Origin of the sequence: Acidovorax sp. SUPP3334 (assembly GCF_030159055.1) — a bacterium.
In the GTDB taxonomy this organism is placed as follows: domain Bacteria; phylum Pseudomonadota; class Gammaproteobacteria; order Burkholderiales; family Burkholderiaceae_C; genus Paracidovorax.
On the sequence record NZ_BQXQ01000116.1, the window covers coordinates 1 to 889 of the forward strand.

An 889-nucleotide genomic window follows, 5' to 3' on the forward strand; every position below is an offset into this window, starting at 1 on the left:
TTCTTTCTCATGGCTGCGAGCTTGGCCGGGATGGCCCCAGGAGTACGCGATCCTGAGCTCCACAGCCACTCATCCACGATGTAGCGCAGCGCCGTAACGAAGCTGATGCGGCAGGGCTCAACTTTGGCCTCGTCTGCGATGCGCGTGATCTCCAAACGGATCAGGTTGTACATCAGCAAAGTCGCCCACAGCTCTTGCTTGACCCCATCGGGCTGCTGGCTGCGCAACGTCATCGCCTGGCCCAGCATGTCCGTCTTCATCTCCCCGTAGGCCAGCTCGATCTCCCAGCGCTCGTGGTACAGCGCGAATACATCATCGGCCTTGTAACGCGCAGCGTCTGCCAAGGCAGGTGAACAAGGTCCTGGATTTGCCATCAAGCTCGCGTGTGATGGCGCGCACCTCCCACGTGAGCGGCAAGCCGGGGTCTTTCTTGCGAGCCTGGGGCGAGACCTTCATGCGCAAGCTCACATCGCCAGGGCCATGCGTTTGGACCACCTCACCCTTGAGTCCAGCACGTGCAGGGATCAGCCAGTGGCGCCCCTGGCGGTGCTGCAGCGGCCACAGCAGGCTTGCCGAGTAAAACCCTTTGTCCACGATCACCAGCGAGTCAGGCGGCAACTGCGGCCACAGGCGTTCAGCCAATGCGTACTCACTTGTGTCGTAGGCATCCAGGCTGGCATCTACCAATAAACGTGCTCTGGCATCCAGCAGGCAGGCCATGCGCACCAGGGGGAAGGGACTTTGGTGGTCTGCGTGGTTGCGCTGGCAGCCAAAGTGCTGGCGGTTGTCTTGCGTGTCGGGGGTACGCCAGACCACACCATCGAGCGCGTACAGCGCCCAAGCCTTGCCAGCGGTGGCGACCGGCCTCCTGGTGCGTCCAATGTGCCGC

At 62.4% G+C, this 889-nt stretch carries 2 protein-coding genes; both read right to left on the reverse strand.

Features of this window, described 5'->3' with window-relative positions; translation table 11 throughout:
- Positions 1-344, reverse strand: a 344-nt coding sequence (locus AVHM3334_RS23715) for a transposase (protein WP_284415880.1), incomplete at its 3' end; no start/stop codon positions are given.
- Positions 313-889, reverse strand: a 577-nt coding sequence (locus tag AVHM3334_RS23720) for a transposase (RefSeq protein WP_284415881.1), incomplete at its 5' end; no start/stop codon positions are given. The genes AVHM3334_RS23720 and AVHM3334_RS23715, both read right to left, overlap by 32 nt.